The sequence below is a fragment of the Clostridium sp. 1001270J_160509_D11 genome (genome assembly GCF_015667935.1).
Lineage (GTDB): Bacteria > Bacillota > Clostridia > Peptostreptococcales > Peptostreptococcaceae > Intestinibacter.
The window spans coordinates 1-24,239 of the sequence record NZ_JADPET010000017.1 but is presented as its reverse complement, the minus strand read 5'-3'; the positions used below and the strand labels follow the sequence as shown (position 1 = coordinate 24,239).

Annotated in this window: 18 protein-coding genes and 1 other annotated feature; of the genes, 2 read left to right on the top strand and 16 right to left on the bottom strand. The window is 28.8% G+C overall.

Annotation, left to right across the window (positions count from 1 at the left end; translation table 11 throughout):
- From I4U58_RS03275 to I4U58_RS03235, 9 genes are all read right to left on the bottom strand, one after another.
- On the bottom strand, positions 1 to 3,293 hold a 3,293-nt coding region (locus tag I4U58_RS03275), incomplete at its 3' end, for a SpaA isopeptide-forming pilin-related protein (protein ID WP_195929614.1).
- 3 nt (positions 3,294 to 3,296) lie between these two features.
- The gene (locus tag I4U58_RS03270) at positions 3,297 to 8,651 is read right to left on the bottom strand and encodes a DUF11 domain-containing protein (RefSeq protein ID WP_195929613.1); all 5,355 of its coding nucleotides are present in this window, start codon (positions 8,649 to 8,651) and stop codon (positions 3,297 to 3,299) included.
- Positions 8,652 to 8,869: 218 nt separating this feature from the next.
- The gene (locus I4U58_RS03265) at positions 8,870 to 10,204 is read right to left on the bottom strand and encodes a DUF5643 domain-containing protein (RefSeq protein ID WP_195929612.1); all 1,335 of its coding nucleotides are present in this window, start codon (positions 10,202 to 10,204) and stop codon (positions 8,870 to 8,872) included.
- A gap of 1 nt (position 10,205) precedes the next feature.
- Entirely contained in the window at positions 10,206 to 10,718 is a 513-nt protein-coding gene (locus tag I4U58_RS03260; RefSeq protein ID WP_024037986.1) for a sigma-70 family RNA polymerase sigma factor, read from the bottom strand.
- Between the two features lie 184 nt (positions 10,719 to 10,902).
- A complete protein-coding gene (locus tag I4U58_RS03255; RefSeq protein WP_024037987.1) occupies positions 10,903 to 11,673 on the bottom strand; it encodes a TatD family hydrolase in 771 nt (256 codons plus the stop codon).
- 12 nt (positions 11,674 to 11,685) lie between these two features.
- Positions 11,686 to 13,632 (bottom strand): methionine--tRNA ligase, encoded by a 1,947-nt coding sequence (metG, locus tag I4U58_RS03250; RefSeq protein ID WP_195929611.1) that lies wholly within the window; start codon positions 13,630 to 13,632, stop codon positions 11,686 to 11,688.
- A 55-nt stretch (positions 13,633 to 13,687) separates the two neighbouring features.
- Positions 13,688 to 13,902 (bottom strand) — a binding site (T-box leader).
- Positions 13,903 to 14,042: 140 nt separating this feature from the next.
- Positions 14,043 to 14,276, bottom strand: a complete 234-nt coding sequence (locus I4U58_RS03245; RefSeq protein ID WP_195929610.1) for a hypothetical protein — start codon at positions 14,274 to 14,276, stop codon at positions 14,043 to 14,045.
- 171 nt (positions 14,277 to 14,447) lie between these two features.
- On the bottom strand, positions 14,448 to 14,972 hold the full coding sequence (locus tag I4U58_RS03240) for a nucleoside recognition domain-containing protein (RefSeq protein WP_295573547.1): 525 nt from the start codon (positions 14,970 to 14,972) through the stop codon (positions 14,448 to 14,450).
- Entirely contained in the window at positions 14,972 to 15,556 is a 585-nt protein-coding gene (locus I4U58_RS03235) for a nucleoside recognition domain-containing protein (RefSeq protein WP_195929609.1), read from the bottom strand. Before I4U58_RS03235 ends, I4U58_RS03240 begins: the two co-directional genes overlap by 1 nt.
- Before the next feature lie 163 nt (positions 15,557 to 15,719).
- On the opposite strand from I4U58_RS03235, the gene I4U58_RS03230 reads away from it, so the two are divergent.
- Together I4U58_RS03230 and I4U58_RS03225 are read left to right on the top strand one after the other, a co-directional pair.
- Positions 15,720 to 17,150: a nicotinate phosphoribosyltransferase gene (locus I4U58_RS03230; protein WP_195929608.1), complete on the top strand. Its 1,431-nt coding sequence runs from the start codon at positions 15,720 to 15,722 to the stop codon at positions 17,148 to 17,150.
- Positions 17,151 to 17,186: 36 nt separating this feature from the next.
- Positions 17,187 to 17,615 carry an Lrp/AsnC family transcriptional regulator gene (locus I4U58_RS03225; RefSeq protein WP_195929607.1) on the top strand — a complete coding sequence of 143 codons (429 nt, stop codon included), beginning with the start codon at positions 17,187 to 17,189 and terminating at the stop codon, positions 17,613 to 17,615.
- 71 nt (positions 17,616 to 17,686) lie between these two features.
- Here the strand turns inward: I4U58_RS03225 and I4U58_RS03220 are convergent, their stop codons facing one another.
- From I4U58_RS03220 to I4U58_RS03190, 7 genes are read right to left on the bottom strand one after another with little or no spacing between them, the layout of a single operon-like run.
- Positions 17,687 to 18,394, bottom strand: coding sequence for an HD domain-containing protein (locus I4U58_RS03220; protein WP_195929606.1), 708 nt, complete (start codon positions 18,392 to 18,394; stop codon positions 17,687 to 17,689).
- 45 nt (positions 18,395 to 18,439) lie between these two features.
- On the bottom strand, positions 18,440 to 19,273 hold the full coding sequence (rsmI, locus tag I4U58_RS03215) for a 16S rRNA (cytidine(1402)-2'-O)-methyltransferase (RefSeq protein ID WP_195929605.1): 834 nt from the start codon (positions 19,271 to 19,273) through the stop codon (positions 18,440 to 18,442).
- A 1-nt stretch (position 19,274) separates the two neighbouring features.
- Positions 19,275 to 20,024, bottom strand: a complete 750-nt coding sequence (locus tag I4U58_RS03210) for a tRNA1(Val) (adenine(37)-N6)-methyltransferase (RefSeq protein WP_195929604.1) — start codon at positions 20,022 to 20,024, stop codon at positions 19,275 to 19,277.
- A 10-nt stretch (positions 20,025 to 20,034) separates the two neighbouring features.
- Positions 20,035 to 20,934, bottom strand: coding sequence for a stage 0 sporulation family protein (locus tag I4U58_RS03205; RefSeq protein ID WP_195929603.1), 900 nt, complete (start codon positions 20,932 to 20,934; stop codon positions 20,035 to 20,037).
- A complete protein-coding gene (locus I4U58_RS03200) occupies positions 20,931 to 21,866 on the bottom strand; it encodes an AAA family ATPase (RefSeq protein WP_195929602.1) in 936 nt (311 codons plus the stop codon). Before I4U58_RS03200 ends, I4U58_RS03205 begins: the two co-directional genes overlap by 4 nt.
- 56 nt (positions 21,867 to 21,922) lie before the next feature.
- Positions 21,923 to 22,603 carry a thymidylate kinase gene (locus I4U58_RS03195; protein ID WP_195929601.1) on the bottom strand — a complete coding sequence of 227 codons (681 nt, stop codon included), beginning with the start codon at positions 22,601 to 22,603 and terminating at the stop codon, positions 21,923 to 21,925.
- A gap of 45 nt (positions 22,604 to 22,648) precedes the next feature.
- Positions 22,649 to 24,112: an aminotransferase class I/II-fold pyridoxal phosphate-dependent enzyme gene (locus tag I4U58_RS03190; RefSeq protein ID WP_195929600.1), complete on the bottom strand. Its 1,464-nt coding sequence runs from the start codon at positions 24,110 to 24,112 to the stop codon at positions 22,649 to 22,651.
- Positions 24,113 to 24,239 lie beyond the last annotated feature (127 nt).

Genomic DNA, 24,239 nt, shown 5'->3' with positions numbered 1-24,239 from the left:
GTTGCGCCTGGCAATTCTTCGCTCGTAACTATATCTTTTTTAGATATCTCTACCTTTGTATAGTCATCTTGCATTATTGTAGAACCCTTGATATTTCCTTCTGCATCTATTGTAAATTCAATATCTTGTGCTAGTAAATATCCTTTTGGTGCTGCTTTTTCTCTTATTGTGTATGTTCCTGCTTTTAAATTATTTATAACATGTGGTTTAGTTGTAGATGTCCAGCTTTCTATTACTTTTCCTTTTGAATCGAGTAATTCCAGCTTCGCTCCTTCTATCTCCTCACCTGTCGTTATATCTTGTTTTGATATTGGAACATTATTTGTTTTTTCAACATCATATATTGAAAATTCTTGGACTTTTCCTGTCTCTTCAATTACTACTTTTACATCTTCAGCTAAATTGTATCCCTTCGGCGCTTTTACTTCATGTAGTGTATATTCACCTACTGGTAATTTACTTATCATATACGCTTTATTTTCTGATGTAAATTCTGCTACTACATCTCCTTCGCTGTCTAGTAACTGTAATTGTGCTCCTTCTAAGATTTCTTTTGTCTCTAGATCCTTTTTAGTTATTTCTACTTTTGTGTAGTCGTCTTGCATTTCAACTCTTTGAATTTCTCCGCTATTTGAAACGGTAAACTCTACATCTTCTGCTCTCACATATCCATCTGGCGCTGTGATTTCTCTAAGGATATACTCACCTATTGGCAATTTATCTATTCTGTGAGCTGAATCTTTACTTATCCACTCTTCCAATACTTTTCCTGTTGATTTTTCAATTACTTGTAGTGTTGCGCCTGGCAATTCTTCGCTCGTAACTATATCTTTTTTAGATATCTCTACCTTTGTATAGTCATCTTGCATTATTGTAGAACCCTTGATATTTCCTTCTGCATCTATCGTAAATTCAATATCTTCTGCTAGTAAATATCCTTTTGGTGCTGCTTTTTCTCTTATTGTGTATGTTCCTGCTTTTAAATTATTTATAACATGTGGTTTAGTTGTAGATGTCCAGCTTTCTATTACTTTTCCTTTTGAATCGAGTAATTCCAGCTTCGCTCCTTCTATCTCCTCACCTGTCGTTATATCTTGTTTTGATATTGGAATATTATTTGTTTTTTCAACATCATATATTGAGAATTCTTGGACTTTTCCTGTCTCTTCAATTACTACTTTTACATCTTCTGCTAAGTTATACCCCTTCGGCGCTTTTACTTCATGTAATGTATATTCACCTACTGGTAGTTTACTTATCGTATACGCTTTATTTTCTGATGTAAATTCTGCTACTACATCTCCTTGGCTATTTAGTAACTGTAATTGTGCTCCTTCTAAGACCTCTTTTGTCTCTAGATCTTTTTTACTTATTTCTACTTTTGTGTAGTCGTCTTGCATTTCAACTTTTTGGATTTCTCCGCTATTTGAAACGGTAAACTCTACATCTTCTGCTCTAACATATCCATTTGGTGCTGTTATTTCTCTTAAGATATATTCACCTATTGGAAGTTTATTTATGATATGGTCTTCTTCAGTTGTAGTCCATTCTTCAACAATTTTATTTGTATCTTTTTCAATTACTTGTAAAATAGCCCCTAATACAGGTTTTCCTGTTGTTATATCTGTCTTTGATATAGAAACTTTACCTGTTGCTTTTTTATTTGTAACTGTAGATAATACATCCTCATCACTCATAGTTACTGATGTTTTATCTATTGACTCTAAAATATACCTATTTCCTATTTGTTCCTCAGAAATTTCGTATTTATTTCCGTAAATCACTCCAGGTACATCTTGAGCTTGTCCTATATTGTTTTTGTCAAATATAAATTGTTTTGTAGTTTTTCCCTCTACATCTGAAAATTGTCCTGTAACTTTTATAGTAAATACATCTTCATCAGAAAGTGTTGCATTATCTAGTATTTTTTTAACTACAGATAATTTTCCTGATTGTTTTCTTATATTAGTTACTGATAATACTTTAACTTGTATAGAACCATCTAAAGTTACTGACTTTGTATTGTAAACAACATCATAATTGTCATTACTTATTTCAGATATTGTGTAAGTTTCACCATATATAGTATTTTCAACTATAACTTGTTTATTTAATTGATCTTTAGTGATTTCTATTGTCTTTGAATTTGTTCCATCAGAAAATTTACCACTTACTATTAATGTGAATATATCTTCATCACTAACTGTATTTATATTTTCAACATTTTTTGTTACAGCTAAAAGCCCACTAGCTTTTTTTGAATTAACAACTTCCACTAGTTGATTCTTTTTGTTAACTGTTACTTTACCTCTGTCTGTAATAAGCACATTATACGAATCTGAATTTTCTTCAGTTATTGTATAATTATTTCCGTAAATAACATTTTCGACTTCTTTATTTACACCATCTAGAGCTTCTTGTTTTGTAAATGATATTGTTTTTTGTTGTGAACCATCAGAAAACTCTCCACTAACAACTATATTAAATACTTCATCTATATTAAATTGATTTCCATCAACCAATGTTTTCTTTACAAATAATGAAACATCTTTTGTATCAAACATCTCTACTTTTTGAGTAGTATCAGTTTCTGTTATTGTAAAATCAATAGAATCTGCTATTAAATATCCATCTGGTGCAGATTTTTCAACTAATGTATAGTCTCCAGGTTCTAAATTATCTATTTGATATGGTTTACCTGTTGATATCCACTCTTCAACAACTGTACCTGTCGATTTATCAATTATTTGAAGTGTAGCCCCTGGTAATTCCTCATTTGTAACAATATCTTTTTTAGATATTTGTACATTTATTTTATGGCGTTTCTCTTTTTTGTTAGTAATATATCCTGCATCGCCATTTTGGACTTTAACTATACTATCTTTTTCATTTAAATTAATTGTATAAACAGTATCATCTAATATATATCCTTCTGGTGATTTGACTTCTTTTACATAGTAAGTATTTAATAACAGTTTACTAGATAAATCTTCTCCATTAGATGTTGTTATTATTTTTGTTACTAAATTTGTACATTCTTTGTCAGAATAAATACCAAATTCAGCGCCTGATAATATTTTGTTTGTATTCTCTTCATCAACTTTAGTTATTGATATTTGTGCTGATTCTGTAGTCCCAGGTATACTTACACCAACTTTTGCTGGTTCAGCAATTAACGTTATATCCTCATTGAATGAGTTCTTTGTTGAGTATAAATATCCAAATGAGTTCCAAGCAACTTCTCCTGGTATAGCATCATCGCCTATAATACCTTCAAAGTAAACTCTTAACATTTGTCATTGTTTTAATTTAAAACCATCCTTTAATGTTACACGTAGAGATTTATGAACATTTTTGTCATATGATGAATCCCAAGTAGTCACAGAATTCCAATCTTCATCTGTATAAGAAATTTTGCTAGAATATCCTACTGAATATTGAGATGAATCAACAGTTGATATGAAGTTTTTATCACTATCTAATATATCAACTTTAAAGTTTGGATTATCTGCTAAGTAAACAGTAAATTCTGAGTTTCTAGAACTGTTTAAATTTACAGTACCTACATCTCCTACATGAGGGAATTTATCTATTAATGTTAAATTATATATATCACCCTCGCTGTTACTTTTTACATATAACGTATATCCTACTTTTTGACCTGCACCGCTACTTATAACAGTATTATCATTTTGTTTATATCCATATCCATTGGCATGATTATCACCATAACCATTACCAGTTTTATCTTCGTCTAACACTTTATCATATCCTGATAAATCACTTATCTGTTTAAATGAATATGTTGCATAGTTTCCAAATATATGTGCTGATGCTTGATTTTCTATAGCATCTTTTTTCTCGCCGTTAATTTCAACTTTCGTTACATTTCCTTCTGTAACGTTATCTTTCTTAAATGATTGTGTTGGAACTAGCGATACATTATTTACATATGTACCGAAATTCGCTATATCACTGTCATTTGCTGATACAAATGTTATTTCTGCATATCCACCACTTGGAATAGTATATTTTTCGTTCTCTAACTTCCAAGTTAAAACTTGAACTTCTTTTCCTTCTGAATTAGTTTTTGTCGATACATCTAAAAGATTTCCTATATCAAAACTATCTCTCTTACTTCCATCTTTATTGTAAATAGTAATATTTTGAGTATGCTTACTATTTTTAGATAAAGTATATGGATTAGGTAAAGTATCAATCACTGTATAATTGACCATATCAGAAGAATCATAATTATTTCCACTATTGTTTACTTTTATTGTCCATTTTAAAGATGATTTTATAGCTATTTTAGAATTTTCATCTACCTCATGCAATTCATTACTTCCTGCATTATAAAATCCATCTAATTTTTTACTTATCCCTGGGAATATACCTACTTTTTTAATTGTTACATCAGATTCATACCAAGTTGTATTTTCGCCACCATAAATTCCATCATAATTTTTATTTAATATATTACAAGATCCATCATTTTTAGGTGATTTATCTGTATTTGTTGAAAATGGTAGTTTTACATCATTTCCTGGTGCCTCTTTTTCTGTAGTATCATATGCAAATGCTATTTTATTTACTGATGATAAGTCTGCAACATTGTTATCAATTTCACATAAATATGTAAATACTATTGCATGACCCGGCTCTAACTCTGCCCCTTCATTAAATGTAAATACAATTTTCTCATTATTATCATAAGCAGCATTTACAACAATACCTGCATCTAAAGTTACACCTTGAGGTAAATTAATATCACTAGCATAATTTATAGTTGTTATTTGGTTTGATTGATTTACATTATAAAACGCATTAGAATCTTTACCTAGTGTGATATATTTGAATCCTTTAGGAAGAATGTCTACAGCTTTTTTAAGTGGAAGATTATCACTACTATTTGCATCATTATATATAACATATGTGTATACTACTGCATTTTGCGTGCTTCCATAACTATAAAGTGAATTACCATTTACTGAGTAATATCCAGATACAGAATCCTCATTATATCTAGTATATTTACCAATTGATTTTATTCCTTTTTGTGTCCATATATTATTTTTTATTGCTGGGTAATAATACTCTGTTTCACCTTCAGCAACAACATTATTTTTTATTCTTAATTCGATAGTATTGTGAAGTCTATAGTCAACTGCTCCGTCTTTAGGGACTTCTGTTGCTTTAGAGAATTCACTTGTCGTAACTGCTTCAAAAGTCAGTTCTATTGTATCTCCATTTTTTAGTACTCCACTTCCAAAACTAAAGTTCATATAATACCAGTTTGCACTTCCATTTAATCTTAATGGATTTTCTGTAACTATATTCCCATTAGAATCAGTTTGTTTTTCTGTAATATTTAATGATTTACTTTTATCGATAATATCGTTATTTGTGAATCTATCCATAAAAGAAATATCCCAACAATTTATGTCTTTTCCTGTATTGTTTGTATATTTAATTTTAAATGTTACCTTATCTCCTACTGAAATAGGATTTGTTTTGTTATCTGCTAACTTTCCATCTACATATGCTTGTTTTATAACTTTTGTTTCTGGATAAGTAAGCTCAACTGTTGCATCATCTGATATTTGAGTACTATTGAAATTTAGTGTTGCTGTATTTACAATAGTTCCTGCCTCTACTTCATCTGAAGACTTAGGCGTTGCAATTACATTTATACCATTTACTACCTTAAAATCAGTTCCTACATCTCCAAAATTAAAAGTTATAGATTTTACATTAACTATATCTTTATCATCGATTAAAGATGTTAATTTTGAGTTTTGTGAAGGATTGTCTATTTTTATAGTTTTAGTTGAATAATCATTAAACATGACTTCTACATTATAATTATCTATCCCCTCATAAGAACCTGTTGTTATTTCTTTAAGTTTGAATTTGGAATTTACCCCATTCCATGTTGAGAAATCATCTCTGACTGTTACATTTTTTAATGAATTTTTTGAAGTATTAGAAAAACCAGCTATAGTAAATGTAACATCTTCACCAGATCCGATTGGTACAGAAGCCTTATCTACAGATTTATTTATTTTTAAATCTACATCTTTAGGCGTTTGATATGTTTTGCTTTCTTCTCCCTCAACATTTAATGTATTTACTATTGATCTATATCCATTAAGATTAAATAATGAGTCAAAAGTTTTATCTTTTGGATATGTTAATGTAACAGTTTGGTTGAAAGTTTGATTTGGCTCAAGATTTACATCTTTCCATGTTAAGATGCCATCTTTTAATTCAAGATTATATTCATCCAAATCACCAGATGTTGTTATTGTTATATTATCGCCATCTATTTTCCACCAGTCTATAACATTTCCGTTTTTATCAACAGGTAAAATATCTTTTACATCAACTTTAGTTTTTTCTTTCCCCGTATTTGATATGTTTAAAGTGTATGTAACGCTTTGACCTTCTCTTATATCATCAGAGCTAGATGTTTTATTAACTCCAATTTTATATCCATCAAGTCCGATTTTTACTGTTGCTTCTGCTTTTTGTCCATTATTATTTGTAACTTGATTTTTTACATCAATAGTTTTTTCTTCACCAGTAATTAATTTATCTGGTAAATTTTCTGTTACAACTTTCGCGTTGTATCTTAAGTCTATTTTTGACCCTTTTTTAACATTCCCAATTTCCCATGTTATTGTATAAGACTTAGTTAATTCATTGTATTTTACTGTTCCTGTATAATCCCCTGATTTAATTGTATTATTAGACTTATCATACTCTGGAACTAAACCTGCTGGCATAATATCCACTATAGTCTGTTTTTCTGAATCAAGTTCACCATAATTAGAAACTTCTACTGTATAAGTTATAGTTTCACCATCTTTAAATATCTTGTATGAATCATTTGCGTATTTATTTAAAGATATTCTCGCTGATGGTTTTACCACTTTATTTACAGTTTCATTAGTGTTTTTATTGTTTACAGTTGCAGTATTTTTGATAAGAGTTCCTTCATTACAATCAGTAACTTTCACATAAAAAATATAAGTTTTTTGAGCTCCTGCATCTAAGCTATTAACAACCCATTTTACTTTGTTATTTTCTAGTGTATATCCATTAGTCCATTGTTCTTGATTTATAATTTGAGTATTTTGTGGGATTATATCCTCTACAACAAAATTCTCTAATTCGGAACTACCATCGTTTTCTACAGTGATTTCATATTTTATAATGTCACCTATTTCTACATCTGAACCATTTTTTCCAACAACTTCACTAGATTTTCTTGAAGTTATTCTAGCAGTTGTAGGAGGTACAGTTGTAGTAACTTTATCTTCTGAAGTTGAGTTAGAATTTCCTACTATAGGTTTGGCATCAAAGCTAACCTTGTTTGTTATAGTTTCTTCTTGTTGTGTTTTTTCTGCAACTAAATTTGATGTATAAAGAGTAACTTGCATATCTGGCTCTTTAATTTCACTGTCTGGATTTAAATCATTTTGCCTCGTATGAATTATCTTTATTTTTCTTCCTTCGATAGTAATTTTGGCATCTTTTTCACTTACTTCTAGAATCTTTTTGCCTCCTATTGTAAGTACTCCATTAGATGAATTTATTTCACCTTTTGGCAGATTAATCGAACTAGGTAGTTCCAACTCATCTGTAACAGTATATTCTTTTGTAAATATCTCGCCTACATATCCTTTATTATTTGATGTAGCTTTGATATTGTATACTATTGATTCATCTTTTATACTACCATTGTTATTTCTATCTATAGTTTGTTTATTTGCAGTTTTTGAAATATTATCCCAACTAAAAGATGCTTTTGCAGTAATAGTAAAATCACTTATTATGCATTTTTCATCTGCTACTTTATCAGTAATTATATTATCATTTGAGTCTAATATTTCTGTTTTTATTATTACTTTTTCTCCATCATTAGTTACACCATTTTTGAATATCATTTGAAAATCAAATTGGTTAGTTGAACCTTGAGTAAGCTCTGTTATAATATATCTCTTTCCACCCTGTCCATTTACTAATTTTAGCTTTATGCCATCCAAAGTTATCTCGTTTTGGATTGTTCCATCAGATTTTTGAAAATCCGATAATATAACATCTGGATTATCTATTTCCAGTCTAATTTTATAATCCCCTATTATATTTGAATTAGAACCTGTTGATGTAACATGTACACGAGTGACTTGTCCTGTTGGAATTGAAATATTTCTATCAGTTATATTACTTTCTTGTCCAACTTTTATAACTAATTCTTGATTTACTTCTTCTGATTTAACATTTTTAATATTATTTTTTTCAGTTTTTTCATTTTCAGTAGATTTTTCATTAGAGGTATCTTCTTTATTGATATTATTTTGTATATTGTCTTTTTCTGAAGATAGCTCTGCTTCTGTTATGTTACTATTTTTATCTAGATTTTTATCTAGATTTTTATCATCAATTATTCCCTCATTTTGATCATCTGATGTTTGTTCATTATTGTCGATATTCTCCTGTGATGATACATCCTGAGATATTACCTCTTGCCCTTGATATTCATCTACAGTTGCATAAGCATATTGTAATGTGTCTGTGCTTATTAATAGCAATGCTAAAATAATTGCAATAACTTTCTTGAATATGCGATATAAATGTGTATTCATTATTTGATTTTTCTCCCTTGCTAATTATTAATTAGAAATATTTAAATCTATTGCAAAGGTAAATTTAAAATAACATCACTCCATATTTATGCAATTTTGGAAAAAAATGAATAAACCACTGTAATAGCTATTATATCATATTTATTTCTTAATTATTATATAAATAAAAGCAAAATTGTAATTTAAATAGAATTACAATTTTGCTTTTATTTAATAAATTATTTATTATCTATGTTTATATCTATTGGATATTTATATTTAACAACTAATCTTAAATCCAATAGATACGATTCTTTTTTATCTACATTTTCAAATTCAATACTTGATATCTTTGATCCTGTCTCGTATGATGTGGCTATATATGAATTTCCATCCAATTCACTACCTCCATCATAACTAATAGATGAATCTGTTGTATATTTTACAGTTAAATGTCCTTTACTGTATTTAACATCTTTAATAATAACCTCTTTTCCGAAATAATCTATCTTTTTAGGGTACTTATCGTCTATTTTTAACTCTATTTTTTTATTTGCATTTACTAAAACTCCATCTGCTTTTAGTTTCAGCTTTTTGCCTTTATCATAGTATACTGAAGGTACTATAGTTTGGCTCCATCCTCCATTTTCTAATCCCATACCAGATAATTCTAATGAAGATTTATAAATCTCTCCATTTTCAGATATTATTCTTAAGTTATCTAATCCTTGTAATTCACCTATATTTGTTACTTCTCCATATGTGTTTAAATACATCATTGTAGGAGATACTCTTAACTTGTCTATATTTAAATTCAGATCACCATCATCTATTTGTTTATTTATTTCTATATTTTTAGTTTTGCTTAATTGTTTTGGTATCTCCAATTCTACATTTGTTGTCCCAAGTGTTTCATATTTGAAATCATTACTCTTGTCATATGATGCACTCACTTTTAGCAATTTAAGTTTTAATGATAATGTATTTTTTCCCTCTATTAATTCTGCTATATTACCTCCAACAATATTTATTGTTGTTTTAATATTTCCATCTTCATCTTTATCAAAATTTCCTCCACTCATTGCAGCATTTACAGAATCTACATACAATTCATAATAACTTTTGTTATCTATATCATCATTATCAGAAATAATCATGTCATCTACTTTAGTTTCCATTATAGCTTCAAAGTTTATTCTTTGTTCATCAATATAAATATTTTGAATTATGATATCATATCCTCCTATATTTATATATTGTGCATCGGATGCTTTATAACCATTATTAACTGCATTTTCTATTCCGATATCTCCAAAAATATATCTAAACATTGTATCTGCAAATGTTCTAAAACTAGGTACAAATGCATATGAAACACCTATTATCAAAATTGATGCTACAGATGTTATTGCCCATTTTTTATATTTTTTAGGTTTCAATTCTTTTAATTTAGTATTTAATCTTTCATCTAATTCATCTGGTATTTTAATATTTTCACTTTCAAATTCACTTAATAATTTTTCTATCTCTTTCTCTTCATCTAAAAAATTTCTTTTATCTTTATTTTTATCCATATTATCTCACCTCCAAATCCTTTTTCATATTTCTAAGAGCTGTATACATCTTTCCTTTTACAGTTCCTACTGGAACATCAAGTATATTCGCAATTTCGTCTAATTTATAACCCATATAAAATTTCAATCTTATCATTTCTCTAACTTGTGGTTCTATCTTTTCTAAGCTTCTTTCCAAATCAAGTTTTGTCTCTTGATTTTCTGATTTTGATTTTGTTGGTCTAGTATTTTCAACATCTTCTAAATATATTAATTTCTTATTCTTACTTATAATATTTTTAGCCTCATTCATAACAATTCTTAAAAACCATGTTTTAAAATATTGCGGTTCTTTTAAATTTTGTATATTTTTCAAGCCCTTTTCCACTGCTTGTAAATATGCATCTATGCTATCTTGTTCATTTTTTAATATTGTGTATGCTAGTTTATATCCCTCATTTTTCAAGCTATGTACCAGAAGGCTATAAGCTTTAAAATTTCCCTTTATTGCTTTTTTAATTAATTTTTCGTCCATTACCTTTACCTCCTTTCACATATTAGACTAATGAAGTAATTAAAAAGTTATAAATATTTTTCAAAATTTTATATAAACCTAGTTTTTAATTAAAATTTCCAAACTCAATGTATTTTCTAAAAATCCACATAAAAAAAGCATACAAAATATTTGGATATTTTGTATGCTTTTTAATAAAAATTATCTATTTAATTCCGAAGAATTTTTTAGCATTTTCTTTTGTTGCTTCACAAACTTTTTCATAAGAAATTCCTTTTTCAACAGCTATTGTATCAGCTACAAATTGCACTAGTGATGGATCATTTCTTTTTCCTCTATGTGGTGTTGGTGCCATATAAGGTGAATCAGTTTCTATTAATAATCTATCAAGAGGTATTTCTCTTACAACCTCTTTTGTTTTCTTGTTGTTTTTGAATGTTACTGTTCCTGATATTGAAATATAACATCCCATTTTAACATATTCTCTTGCTAATTCAACATTTCCACTATAGCAATGAAGTACGCATCCTATTTCAGGACTTTTTGTTGATTTTATAATCTCAAAAGTATCTCCATGTGCATCTCTATCGTGGATTATTATTGGTAATTTTAATTCATTAGCAAGTTCAATTTGTCTTTTGAACCATTTTTTTTGAAGTTCTTTATATTCAGCATCATAGTAGTAATCAAGTCCAATTTCTCCGATTGCCACTACTTTTTCATTTTCTATTGCCATTCTTTTAAGTTCTTGTATATCATCTTCAGTTAAGTCTTTAACGTCATGTGGATGAACACCTACTGCTGCATATATGAAATCATATTTGTTTGCAAGTTCAACACTTTCAGCTGATGTTTTCATACAAGCACCTGGGTTAACAACTAAATCAACGCCTTTTTCATTAAGAGAAGAGATTAACTCTTCTCTATCTTCATCAAATCGTTCATCATTTAAATGTGCATGTGAGTCAAAAAGCATATTTACATCTCCTTATCTAACTTCACAACCATCATTTGCACCAACAGCAGTTGGTATTATTAAATCATCACCATCGTTACCTGCTGCAAGTATCATACCTTGAGATTCAACACCTCTTAATTTAACTGGTTTTAAGTTGCATACTACTATAACATCTTTTCCAACCATTTCTTCTGGTTTATACCATTTAGCTATACCAGATACTATTTGTCTAGTTTCTGAACCTAGTTTAACTTGAGAAACTAAAAGTCTGTCTGCTTTTGGATGTTTTTCGCAGCTTAATATTTTACCTACTCTTAATTCTACTTTATCAAGATCATCTATTGTTATTTCTTCTTTATGTTGTAATGGAGCTTCTGTCACTTCTTCTTCCTCGTCTTTCTTTTCTGCAAATAATTCTTCAAGTTCTGCAACTTCTTTGTCTATGTCTAATCTTTGGAATAATATTTCACCTTTAGTTACTTTTGTACCTGGTTTTGTTAATCCAAATGTTGCAGTACTTTCCCAATTTGTTAACTCTTCACCTTCTATACCCATTTGAGCGTAGATCTTCTTAGCTGTAGTGTTCATTATTGGGTTTATTAATGTAGAGAATATTCTTATTGATTCACATAAGTTGTATAAAACTGTATCTAATACATCTTTTTTGCTTTCGTCTTTTGCAAGTACCCATGGAGCAGTTTCGTCGATGTATTTGTTAGTTCTTCTTATTAATTTCCATACACCTTCTAATGCTTCGTGGAATTGCATTTTGTTCATTTGTTCTTCGAATATTCTTCTTGATTCTTTAGCTTGTTCTTTTAATGCTTCGTCAAATTCAGTAGCAACTTTTGGTTCTGGTATTATTCCACCATTGTATTTTTCAACCATTGCTATAGTTCTACTTACTAAGTTTCCTAAGTCATTAGCTAAGTCTGTGTTTATTCTTGTTACGAAGTTTCTATGAGTGTAACTTCCGTCTTGACCAAATGCGAATTCTCTTAATAGATAGTATTTTAATGTATCTATTCCGTATCTTTCTATCATTTGTTCTGGATAAACTATGTTACCTTTTGATTTACTCATTTTATCATTAGCAAATAATATCCAACCATGTCCAAATACTTGTTTAGATACTGGTAAATCTAATGCCATTAATAATGCTGGCCATATTATTGTATGGAATCTGATTATTTCTTTACCTACAACTTGTATGTTAGCTGGCCAATATTTTTTGAATAATGAATCGTCTTCGCTCATATATCCTAATGCAGTTATATAGTTGCATAATGCATCTACCCAAACATATATAACGTGTTTTTCGTCGAATGGTACTTTTATACCCCAGTCGAATGTAGTTCTAGTTACACATAAATCTTCTAGACCTGGTTCTAAGAAGTTAGCTATCATTTCGTTAGCTCTAGCTTCTGGGAAACAGTAGTTAGGATTTTTGAATAACTCTTTTATTCTATCTTCATATTTAGATAGTTTGAAGAAGTATGCTTCTTCTTTTGCTACATAAGTTTCTCTACCGCAGTCAGGGCATTTATCTCCATCTACTAATTGAGATTCTGTCCAGAAACTTTCGCATGGAGTACAATATCTTCCTTCGTATTCACCTTTATATATATCACCTTGTTCATATAATTTAGTGAATATTTTTTGGATTACTTTTGTATGTCTTGGTTCAGTTGTTCTTATGAAATCATCATAAGATATGTCCATAGTCTTCCATAATTTTTTTATGTCAGCTATCATACCATCTAAGTATTCCATTTCTGTCATACCAGCTTCTCTAGCTTTTGTTTGTATTTTTTCACCATGTTCATCAGTTCCTGTTAAGAATCTTACATCATATCCACAGAAACGTTTGAATCTAGCTATTGCATCTGTTGCAACAGTTGTATAAGTGTGACCTATATGTAATCTACCACTTGGATAGTATATAGGCGTTGTAATATAAAAAGTTTCTTTGCTCATTTTATTTCCTCCTTAGATTTTCAATATATTAAAAAAAACTCGCCCCCTATGAAACCATAGGGGCGAGTTATATTCGCGTTACCACCCTAATTATCCAGATAAAACTGGATATCTTAGTAGACTGTTAACGAGTCCATCCGTCTTATCCTAAATTAATTCAGATAAGAAGCTCCAAGGCCATATTCAATAATCAATTCGACGCTAGCTTTCACCTTACCTAGCTCTCTGTGGATAAATTGGATTATCTACTCTTCTCTTCATTGCTTTTAAATAAATCAATATTTTTATATTATATAATTTTAAACAAAAAATTCTTTTTTATTCAAAATAAACTTATTTTTAAGATAATTTCTTATATCGTTATTATTTTATTAAATAAAAAAAAACTTGTCAAGATTGATACTAATTTATTATTTTATTTCAGAAAATGTATATCTTTCTTTACGAGGCAGAAGAATTTCAAACTCAGTAGTAAGTCCATTATCATAAACTTTTTTATGGAATTCTGGAAGTTTTCTTCCTATCCATTTTTCCAAAGTTGCCTCCATATCATCAGTACAAACTTCTTCGTCAAAATTCATATCAAAATTATATATTCCAGCACAAGGATTATAAACTTCTCTACTTACTTCATATTTTTTCAAATTAACCACCCCTATTTCAAATTTTTAATATTATTTATATCTTAAAATTCTTTCCACTTTAATTATAATCTTATTTTCTAACAATTTTCCAATATTTTTATTCGACAATCATACTTTTTATTGAAAAAACAAGGGATTAACAAGATATAACTCTTTGTAATCCCCTAAATTTTATCCAAACATTAAATAACATATGTACACAGATGCAAGTACTCCCGCAAAATGACTGAGTAATGCACAAACTAAAGTATGGCGTGTCTTTTTTATTTTTTGACTTCCGTAATAAATAGCCATAGTATAAAAGACTGTTTCAGATGCACCTACAATAGTTGCTCCCATTTTTTCTACTAAACTATCAACTGATACTCTTGCAGCAAGCTCACTATACATACCCAAGGCCCCACTTCCTGATACAGGTTTCATTATTATAAGACCTATTAACTCTTTTGGTATCTTAAAAAAATTTGCAATAGGTGCAAATATAAACTCCAACATTTCTATCCCTTTTCCAGATTTAAAAATCCCTATAGCTATAAAAATTCCTATTATATATGGAAGTATATTTAAAGCTGTTTTTAGCCCATCAATTGCGCCAGTAATAAATGATTCAAATACATCTATCTTTTTATATTTTCCATATACAATTATAAATAGCATAATTAAAGGAATTGCTAAATTAGCTATTAAATCCAGCACTATCTACTCCCCCTCTCAAAAATCTTACAAGACACAATAGCTACTACAGTTGAGACAGTTGTCGCTACCAATGTTGAAATTATAATTTCATTTGGATTTACAGAGCCGGCATCTGCTCTTATTTTTAGCATTGTAAATGGTATCAACTGAATAGATGATATATTTATAACTAAAAACATTATCATTTCATTAGATGCTCTGTCTTTTTGTTTATTCAAAGTTTGGAGTTCTTCCATAGCTTTTAATCCAAATGAAGTCGCTCCATTTCCTGCCCCCAACATATTTAGTATTATGTTCATTATTATGTAACTCATAGCTTTGTGATTTTTAGGTATCTTAGGAAATAATCTTTTTAAGATAAAATCCATTTTTTGTCCTATCGTATCTATTAGCCCAGAATCCCTTGCTATATTCATTATTCCCATCCAAAGAGCCATTATTGCTGCCAAACCTATTGTAAATTCAATAGCTCTAGAACCTTCATTTAAAATTACATTATTTAGTTCCGGTAGATTTCCAAAACATATACTTCCCACTATACCTATCGTCACCATATAAAACCATATTTTGCTAATTTTTTTCACCTTCCTTTAAAATAGTATTATTTTTGTGTGCAATAGTTAATTGTTACTTTAAATAATTTTATGATGTATGAATACTACTTTATACTTGAAAGTTTAGCAATATTGTGTTTTAGTATATGTATAGGGTTTTTAATTAATTAAAAATATTTAAGGAGAAATAAAAATGCGAAATTTAACTCTACTTACAGATTTGTATCAACTTACAATGATGAATGGGTATTATGAAAAAAATATTCATGAAGATATAGTTGTATTTGATATGTTTTTTAGAAAAAACGCTTGCGACGGTGGCTACACTATTATTTGTGGTATTGAGCAACTAGCTGAGTATATAAATAATTTGCATTTTTCAGAAGATGACTTAGACTATTTAAGAAGTTTAAACTTGTTCTCTGAGGGGTTTTTGAATTTTCTAAAGGAATTTAAATTTACAGGAGATATATATGCAGTTGAGGAAGGTACAGTTATGTTCCCTGGCGAACCTATAATAACTGTAAAAGCACCTTTATATCAAGCCCAATTAATAGAAACTGCGTTACTTACTATAGTGAACTTCCAATCACTAATAGCAACTAAAGCGTCTAGAGTTTGTTATGCTGCTCAAGGGGATCCTGTTCTTGAATTCGGGCTAAGAAGGGCTCAAGGACCAGATGCAGGTACTTATGGTGCAAGAGCTGCTGTTATCGGTGGTTGTGCTGGTACAGCTAATGTATTAGCGGGGAAAATGTTTGACATACCTGTCGTTGGAACACATGCTCATAGCTGGGTTCAAAAATTCGATACTGAATTAGAAGCCTTCCAAGCATATGCAGATGTGTATCCAGATAATTGCTTATTATTAATAGATACATATAACGTATTAAAAAGTGGTCTTCCAAACGCAATTAAAGTATTTGATAATTTAAGAGCTAAGGGATATGAACCATCTGGTATACGTATAGATTCAGGAGATTTACAATATCTTTCTAATGAAGTAAAAAAAGAATTAGAAAAAGCAGGATATCATGATTTAAAAATAACTGCTTCTAATGATTTAGATGAATACATAATTTCAGACTTAAAATCAAGCGGTACAGCAGTCAATTCATGGGGTGTTGGTACTAAACTGATTACGTCTGCAGAGTCACCTTCTTTAGGTGGTGTTTATAAATTAGCTGGTTCTTATAAAGGAGATACATTAATACCTAAAATAAAAGTATCTGAAGACCCAGAAAAAATAAATAACCCAGGTTATAAAAAAGTGGTTAGAATATTTGATAAAGAAAATATAGCTCAAGCAGATTTAATAATGCTAAAAGATGAAGCTATTGATACTACTAAACCTTTAACAATATTCCATCCTACATATACTTGGAAAAAATCAACTTTTGAAGACTATACAATCAAAGAACTTCATAAACCTTTATTCATTAATGGTGAATGTAAATATGAATACAAACCGATTAATGAGATAAAAGCTTATGTAAATTCTCAGCTTGAAACATTCTGGGATTCTTATAAGAGACTTTCTTCACCAAAGAAATATAAAGTCGATTTATCTAAAGGACTTTGGAATTTAAAAACTGATTTATTAGCTTCAAAGAAAGTATTTTAATAAAAATAATTTATAGATAAAGAGGGGGGTCAATTAATGGACGTTACTGATTACAGAATTATAGAGATATTACAAAAAGATGGTAGAATCTCTATGAAAGACTTAGGAAAAATAGTAGGATTAACTTCTCCTGCCGTTTCAGAAAGAGTGAAAAGACTAGAAGAATCTGGTGTAATTGAAGGTTATAAAGCAATTGTAAATCCAGATGCATTAGGAAGAGTTATAAAAGCATTTATACACATATCTTTACCAAGTGATAAATATGAACCATTCCTAGAAACTGCAAGAAAAGATCCTCGCATAGTTGAGTGTCACCATATAACTGGAGATGACTGCTCGCTACTAAAGGTTATAGTGAAGGATATGTATGAGCTTGAAAGTGTTATCGATAGTATAAAATCAATAGGTACAACTAAGACCTCTGTTATTTTATCTACGCCTATACAAGCAAAATCTATACTATAATTAATTTAATATAATAAAAAAATAGTCTGCTAAAGGTACAAATATTAAGTACCATTTGGCAGACTTTTATTTTATATTTCTTTATCTGTTTTGTATCTATAAAAATACACAGTTAAAATAAATTCCATATATGTTTTTATTACTCCATTGTCCTCTAAAGGATTTAACAATTTTCTTGTAGCTACTAAATCACAATATCCAAGCAACATTATGCCTATAATATCATCACCCAGCTCATCAAATTGTTTCCATAATGCTTCTTTTCCAACATTTCCTGTTTTATACGCTACTAATAAAGTCATATGGTAGCGTACATATCTAAATAGTTTTTCAGTAGTTATTTCGCTTAGTCCTAATTCCTTGCCTAATTTAAGAACTATCTCACCACCAGTTACATCATGTCCCTTAAAATGTGTTCTACCTGTGGCATCTACAGTTTTAGCTGCTGGTTTACCAATATCATGTAAGAAAACACCTAATTTTAATATTTCTAATGTAGGAAACCCCGATTCGTCTTTTGAATTTAAATAATTCCAAATATCTTCTTTTAGATGACTTGGGAAAAATCTCTCTGTTTGTAATATACTTTCAAAATGACCTAGAGTATATAGAGAATGTTGAAAAGCATTAACTATATGATATTTGCATTTACCAACTTCCTTCATATCCTTAATGCTAGGTATTATTTGTTCTAATAAACCTCTTTCATCTAGTTCTTCTATTTTTGTAGAGGAATTTTCATATTTCAGACATTGCAATAACTGCTTTCCTATATCCATCTAATCACCCCTGTTTATAAAATTAAACAATCTATCTCAATTTTACTATAAGTCTAACACTTGCTTATATACAACATCTTTTTTTAATTTTCTCTCTTTGCAGACAGTTTTAATGGCGTCTTTTTTGCTAAGACCATCATTAATTAAAACTTCAACATATTCTCTCTCTGATAGTTCATCATAATTATTTTTGGCTTGTTTTTTACCTTTAAATCCATCTACAATTAGTACAAATTCACCTTTAACTTCTTTTTCTTCATAGATTTTTAAAACTGTTTCAATATCTTCTCTTATTACTTCTTGATATTTTTTAGTTAATTCTCTATTAACAGCAATTTTTCTATTTCCAAAGAATTTTAACATATCTTTTAGTGTATCTTTTAATCTATGTGGTGATTCATAGAAAATCATAGTTCTATCTTCTTCTTGTATTTCTTCAAGTCTTTTTCTACGTAATTTTTTATCTCTATCTAAAAATCCTTCAAATACAAATTTGTGTGTATCTAATCCAGAACCAACTAAAGCTACAGTAAAAGCAGTTGCTCCAGGTAATACATCTATTTCTATATTATTTTCTATAGCTTGTTTTATTAAGTCTTCTCCAGGGTCTGATATTCCAGGCATTCCTGCATCACTTATTAGTGCTATATTTTCTCCATCCAATAATTTATTTATTAAATAATCACCTTTAGTATCCTTATTATGCTCAAAATAACTTGTTAAAGGTTTTGATATTTCGAAGTGATTTAGAAGTTTTATACTGTGTCTAGTATCTTCTGCTGCAATTAAATCTACTTCATTTAATACCTTTAAAGTTCTATATGTTATATCTTCCAAGTTTCCTATAGGTGTTGGACATATATATAATTTTCCACTCATATTACTCTCCTATATCTTCGTTGGCATATATTTTTCTTATTTCTTCTGTATAATTTCCATCATCACCATATACATATAGAGGGTCTAGTATTTTTAGTTCTGGTCTACCATCTTTAGTAAATTCAACTAACATTAAGTTAGGAGCTTTTCCTACTTTAGGATGTATAAATTGAACTACTTTTGGCTCTAATCTATATTTTCTACCTAACTCGATTATATCTACTAATCTAGTTGGTCTGTGTATCATAAAGAATTTCCCTCTAGGCATTACAAGTCTAGAAGCTGCTCTTATTACATCTTCTAAATTACACATTATCTCATGTCTTGATATTGCTTTTTTATCATTTGGATTTTTTATTCCATCCATATGCATATATGGTGGGTTTGATGTTGCTACATGGTATCCATGTACTTCTAATTCTTTATCTATAGTTTTTATATCTGCATTTACGATTTCTACTCTATCTTCTAAATTATTTAATTTTACAGATCTTGTAGCCATTTCATAAACTTCTTCTTGTATCTCAACACCTATTATTTTGCTAGCTTTACTTTTTCCCGCTATTAAGATAGGTATTATACCTGTTCCAGTACCTAAATCAACTACTTTTGCATTATTTTTTACTTTTGCAAAGTTAGCTAATAATACTGCATCTATTCCAAAACAAAATCCTGTTTTATCTTGTATTAATTTTAATCCTTTTAGTTGTAAATCATCAATTCTTTCAGTTTCCTTTAAAGTTACCTGCATAAAATCTCCTTTAATCTTCTAATTTTCTAAGTTCTTTTAATGTCTCTAAATCTATGCCATCGTGATTGCATTTTCCACCACCACAGCATCCATTTTCACATTTTTTAGGTACATGAAGAACTTTAACTTCTTCACGTAAACAAGTTTTTATTGTTTTATCGTTAAATTCTATTTTCATTTGTTCAAGTAATGGATTTATTTCTATTACTTTACCTTTTTGATTGTCTACTTTTACTATACTTCCTACAACAGGCATTTTTTCTATTGCTTCTACATAAACATCATGTTCATATTTTAAACAGCAGAATAAACGACCACATATACCTGATATTTTTGTAGGATTTAGAGATAAACTTTGGTCTTTTGCCATTTTTATTGACACAGGTTGGAAATCTCCAAGCCAAGAAGAACAGCATAATTTTCTTCCGCAAGTTCCAAGACCACCTATTGATTTAGCTTCATCCCTTACACCAATTTGTCTAAGTTCTATTCTTGTTTTGAATATTGATGCTAAATCTTTTACTAGTTCCCTAAAATCTATTCTTCCCTCTGCAGTGAAATAGAATATTAGTTTATTTCTGTCAAATGTATATTCACAATCGATTAAAAACATAGTTAATCCATGTTCTTTTATTTTTTGTTGGCAAATTTCAAAAGTTTCTTTTGCCTTTTCTTTATTTTCTGCATAGATAGCTTTATCTTCTTCTGTTGCAATTCTTATTATAGGTTTTAATGGAGAAATTAGTTTTTCCTCTTCTATTTCTTTAGGTCCAACAACTATTCTACCAAATTCAAGTCCCCTAGCAGTTTCTACAACAACATCTATATCTTTTTCTATTTCGAAATCTACTGGATCAAAATAATATATTTTACCAGCATTTTTAAATCTAACCCCAACTATTTTTATCATTTAATCACCTCATATATATTTAAAGTCATAACTTGTATGCTAATATTGAAATTACAATTACTTCTCAACTTATTTTTTGTCTCTTCTATTATATCAATAATCTTTGATAATTGAGAATAAGTTGTTTTATTGCTCATGTTTTTTACAAATATTAGCCTATCTAAATTTATAATCATACTATTATCTACATTCTCTTTTACCATCATAATATCTCTAAAGTAATTAATCAGCAAATCTAAAACATTTGTTATTTGATCTTTATATTTTTCTATACTAGATTGTATGTCCATTATCTCAATTAAGTTTCCATTTAAAAATGTTTCAACGTATTTTTGTACTTCTTCTCTCATAAGATGAAACTCTTCTGATTCAGAAAGTTCTATTGCCTTTTTCATACTTCCCCTAGAGAAATTTGCAAGTAGTGATGCTCTTTTTGAATCTATTCCATTCATAGTTAAATAACTTGCTACTTCTTGCATTGGTATTGGTGTAAATTTAATAATTTCACATCTTGATTTTATTGTATCTAATAACGATTCCTTATTATCAGTTATAAGGATTATTATAGCATATTTTGGTGGTTCCTCTAATGTTTTAAGCAATGCATTTTGTGCCTCTACTGTCATTTTCTGAGCTTCATCAATTACATATATTTTGTATGATTTGTAAGGCTTTACTAATATGTCTGATTGCAATTTTCTTATTTGAGCTATTTTGATACTATTGCCATCTGGTTTTATTTCTATATAGTCTGGACTATTGAATAAATTCTCCATTTCCAATAAAATTGCAGCTAATTCTCTAGCCATTGTATTTTTCCCTATACCATTTGGGCCTTCAAACATATATGCATGGCTTACCATATTTGATTTTATACTATTTGTTAAATATTTTTTTGCAAAATTTTGCCCTTTTATTTTTTCAAAATACATATATCTTCCTCCATTTTTATAGAATTTATATCTATCCATAACTTCGGAATATAAATCTATTTGTTTAGTATTTTTTCTTCTATGATAGAATATATCTCATTATGTATATCGTCTATAGTTCTCATGTTGTTATTTTCTACACAGTTGATTTTTTTCCAATCATATTTTTGAGCTATATAAAGCGAATTTTCATATGATTTTTTTAAGTATTCAAAGTCACTTTCATGTATATCCTTTTGACTTTCTCCTGTTATCTTGTTATTTCTATCTTTCATAAGTGATTTACTTACTTCAGCAGGAACATCTAAGAATATTACACAATCTGGCTCTGGTATTTTATATAAATTAAATTCTAAATCACTTAACCAGTCTAAGTATTTATCTCTTTCTGATTCATCTAATTTAGATGCTTGGTGAACCATGTTTGAAGTTGTATATCTGTCACATATTATTATTCCACCATCGTTGTAGAATTCTTCCCATTCAGTTTTAAATGATGCATATCTATCTACTGCATAGAATGTTGAACAAACATATGGATCTACGTCTGTAGCACTTTTACCGAAGTCTCCTCTTAGATACATTTTTACTAATGCTGATGATTCCGAATCATAATTTGGGAATTCTACTTTCTTAATTTTATAATTTTCTGCTTCTAATCTATCATATAACTTTTTAGTCTGTGTAGCTTTACCACTTCCGTCAGACCCTTCTATAATTATTAACTTACCTTTCATTTATAATGCCTCCATAATAAACTTTTTTATATTAAATGTCGTTGTCTATCTATCAATTATTTCAATTATCTCCAATGAGCTATCTTTTAATCCACTTACGTGCATTCCATATTTTTTGCACTCAAGTATATAATCTACTACTTCTTGTGTTATGATTTCACCTGGTGATGTCAAACTTATACCTGGTGGATATGGAATTATATACTCTCCAGAAATTTGTCCTATACTTTCTTTTAATAAAACTTCTTTTTTATTGCTGTAAAAAGCTTGTCTAGGCGAAATTATTTTTTCTGGTATTAAATTTGGATAATTTAGTTTCATTAGCTTAGTAACATTATCATCTGATTTATCCAAATTATTATCAATATCTAAATTCTTAGATATTGATTTTATAGCATCTAAGAATTTATCAAAATCTTCTTTTTCATTTCCTATAGTGCATATTAATAAAACTCCATAATAATTTGAAAGCTCAACTTGGATATTATACTTATATCTAAGCATTTCTTCTAAGTCATATCCATTTATGCCCAAATCTTTAAGTGATACAAATAATTTTGTAGAGTCATGTCCTTTTAAAACTTTTATCCCTTTAATTTGTGATAACTCTTTTTCAAAATTATCTATATTAGTTAATAAGTCTTTCATCAATTCTTGTCCAAATCTATCATAAATATCAATTGCAATTTCTAAAGATGACATCATAACATATGATGGACTTGATGATTGAACTATTTTTAAAAATCTTTCTAAATTCTTTTTATCTACCAAATTTCCTTGAACATGCATGATAGATGATTGAGTAAATGATGGTAATGTCTTATGAACACTTTGTATTACTATATCTGCACCTTGCTGAAGTGCTGATTTTGGTAAAGCTTCACTTAATCCTAAATGTGCCCCATGTGCCTCATCTACAATTACAACCATATCTTTTTTATGTGCATATGTACAAATTTTTTCTAAGTCAAATACCATCCCATAATAGCTAGGATAAGTAAGCATAAGCACTTTTACATCACTATTATTATCTATCGCATCTATAACATCTTTCTCATTAACACCGTTTATAGTGTAAGTATCTTCACATATACTTCCTTTTATATATACTGGATTTACATCACCTAATATAAAAGCATTTATAGCTGATTGATGACAATCCCTATTTATAAGTATTTTGTCTCCTGGGACACAAGTCGATAATATTACAGCTTGTATTCCACATGTACTACCATTTACTAGATAGTAAGTTTTTTCACTCTTAAAAATTTGTTTGGCTCTTTCTTGAGAGTCTTTGATAATTCCTTCTGGTGAATGTAAATTATCAGTTTCTATAATTTCAGTTGTATCCATTTTATATAGATTTTTTACTAAATTTTCATATCCTAACTTATCATATATTTTACCTTTTTTATGACCAGGCATATGAAAAGATACTAAATCATCATTAACTATGTTTTGTAACTTATTATTTATATAATTTTTTTCGTACTTTACTGCTTTTGTCATATATATTTAAATATTGTCCTTTCTTGAATAATCTCAAGCACTTATATTAATTTTTTCTAGTTTTTTTAGAGAATCGCTGTATTTTTCAATCATTTTATTGTAAATATATGGTGATATTTCCAATAAA